This window comes from Streptomyces sp. NRRL WC-3549 (genome assembly GCF_000721935.1).
In the GTDB taxonomy this organism is placed as follows: Bacteria; Actinomycetota; Actinomycetes; order Streptomycetales; family Streptomycetaceae; genus Streptomyces.
Genome location: NZ_KL585381.1, coordinates 98,107 through 100,608, shown reverse-complemented (window position 1 = coordinate 100,608; position 2,502 = coordinate 98,107). Strand labels below are relative to the sequence as shown.

The 2,502-nt window shown below is 74.1% G+C and carries 1 protein-coding gene and 2 pseudogenes; 2 read left to right on the top strand and 1 reads right to left on the bottom strand.

Features of this window, described 5'->3' with window-relative positions; all coding sequences use genetic code 11:
- Positions 1 to 1,229, top strand: a pseudogene (locus tag IH13_RS0100695) (glycosyl transferase); the annotation flags it as partial.
- A 9-nt stretch (positions 1,230 to 1,238) separates the two neighbouring features.
- Here the strand turns inward: IH13_RS0100695 and IH13_RS0100690 are convergent.
- Positions 1,239 to 2,114, bottom strand: coding sequence for an endonuclease/exonuclease/phosphatase family protein (locus IH13_RS0100690; protein ID WP_031080077.1), 876 nt, complete (start codon positions 2,112 to 2,114; stop codon positions 1,239 to 1,241).
- Between the two features lie 163 nt (positions 2,115 to 2,277).
- Between IH13_RS0100690 and IH13_RS0100685 the strand changes: the two are divergent.
- Positions 2,278 to 2,502: pseudogene (locus IH13_RS0100685) on the top strand (MFS transporter); the annotation flags it as partial.

Below are 2,502 nucleotides of genomic sequence, written 5' to 3'. Positions count from 1 at the left end.
CCCCCGCCGCACTGCTGCTGCTCGTCGCCGGGCTCTGGCTGACCCGGCGGACGAAGCGGACCGACACCGCGCGTGCGGCCTTCCTCGCCTGGGGCGGTTCGCTGCTGATGACGGCCCTCGTCTTCAGCTTCATGGCCGGGATCTTCCACCAGTACTACACGGTGGCCCTGGCGCCCTACCTCGCGGCGCTGACCGGCATGGGCGCCACGGTCCTGTGGGAGGAGCGGTCCCGCTGGTGGGCGGGGGCCACGCTCGGGGCGGCCGTCGCGGTGACCGCCGTGTGGGCGTACGTCCTGCTGGGGCGCACCCCCGACTACCTCCCCTGGCTGCGCTGGGCCGTGCTGACCGGCGGACTGGTGGCGGCGGTGGGGCTGCTGCTCGCCGCCCGGCTGGGCCGGGCCCTGGCGCTGGGCGCGGTGGGGCTGGGGCTGGCCGCGTCGCTGGCCGGGCCCGTGGCGTACACCGTCAGCACGCTGAACACCGGGCACCAGGGCTCGATCGTCACCGCCGGGCCGTCCGGCGCGAGCATGGGCGGCCCGGGCGGCGGCCCGGGCGGCGGCCCGGGCGGCGGCCGGGGTGGCGGCCCCGGCGAGGGCGGGCCCGGCGGCGGGCAGCCTCCCGGCCAGGGCACCCGGCAGGGCGGCGGCCAGGCACCGGGCAACACCCAGGGCACCGCGCCCGGCGGCATCCCCGGCCAAGGCCAGAACCAGAACCAGAGCCAAGGCCAAGGCCAGGGCCAGGGCCAGAACCAGGGCCAGCCGACCGGGCCCGGTGCGCAGGCCGGCGGTGTGCCCGGAGGCGGCATGGGCGAGGGGGGCGGCCCGGGCGGGGGCGGCGGGGGCATGGGCGGACTGCTGGGCGGCTCGACCGTCGACACCGAGGCCACCACGCTGCTCGGGCAGGACGCCGACGCCTACACCTGGGTCGCCGCGGCCGTCGGATCCCAGAACGCCGCGAGCTACCAGCTCGCCACCGGCGCCCCCGTGATGGCGATCGGCGGCTTCAACGGCAGCGACCCGTCACCCACGCTCGACCGGTTCAAGCAGTACGTGGACGACGGAGAGATCCACTACTTCGTGTCCGGAGGCATGGGCGGCGGGGGCGGGGCGGGTTCCGAAGGCACCTCGTCCCGGATCTCGGCCTGGGTGGAGGAGAACTTCACGGAGGTCACCGTCGGAAGCGCGACGTTCTACGACCTCACCCGGCCGGTGAGCGGCAGCGCCGCCTAGGAGAGTGACCTAACGCCGCAACTCCAGATCGGCGACGAGTGGGCGGTGGTCCGAGGCGAGAGTCCCGGCCACCGCCGCTCCGCGCACCCGCACCCGACCGGCCCCCGTCCTGTCCGCCTTCGACACCGCGACGAAGTCGATCCGGCTCACCGGGTCCTCGGCCGGGAACGTCGGCGCCCCCGGGTCGGCGTCCGTGAGGTCCTTCCAGAGCGGGGCGAGCTCCGGCGCGTCCGGTGTCGCGTTGAAGTCGCCCAGCAGGATCTTGTGACCCCGGTCCCGCGCCATGATCCGCCGTGTCTCGGCGACCTGGGCGGCGCGCACCGACGGATCGGGGCGGTAGTCCAGGTGCGTCACGTACACGTGCACCGGCAGCCCGCCGACTCTCAGCGACACCTCGCCGAAGCCCGGGGCGGGCGCCGGGGCGGGGTCCGGGTCCTGGGTCGACAGCCGGGTGATCTCGTGGTTCTCGGCGGCCAGGATCCGGTACCGGGACAGCACCGCCACCCCGAACTCGCGCCGGGGCCCGCCCACCGCCACCGGGTCCAGGCTGTAGATCGGTGCGAACGACACCCGCATGTGCAGCCGCGCCGCGAGCTCGGCGGCCAGGTCACGCCACTCGCTGCGCTCCCCCCAGTGCGCGTCGACCTCCTGGAGCCCGATCACATCCGCGTCCAGGGAGCGGAGTTGGGCCACCTGGCGGTCCAGGTCGAAGACCCCGTCCATGCCCGCCCCGGCGTGGATGTTGTACGTCGCGACCCTCAGCGGCACCGAGCGGCCCCGGTCCGCCGTCTTCCCGCCCTCAAAGGCCCCAGCGGGCGGCGCGAACGCCGTCGCCGAGAGACCCGCGGCGATCAGGAAGCCCACCGTACGGCGGCGCAGAGACATGTCACTCCCCTCCGGTGCTGCTCGCCCCGGCGGCTGCCGACGCGCCGGGAGAGCTACCCGCGGGCCCTCCGCCCGTAAACCGGTTGTACGGCGTACAGGGCTGCCTTACGGTGTACGAGCACTTCCCGTACACTGTACAAGCGCGTCCGAGACAGGAGCCCGTATGAAGGCCACCGCCGCCGAGAGGCACGACCTCACTCCCAGGAGCGGCCACCCCCGGCGCTGGCTGATCCTCGGGGTCATCTGCCTCGCCCAGCTCACCGTGCTGCTGGACAACACCGTCCTCAACGTCGCGATCCCCTCCCTCACCACGGAGTTGCGCGCCTCCACCGCCGAGGTGCAGTGGATGATCAACGCCTATTCGCTCGTCCAATCTCTGTCTCTTATA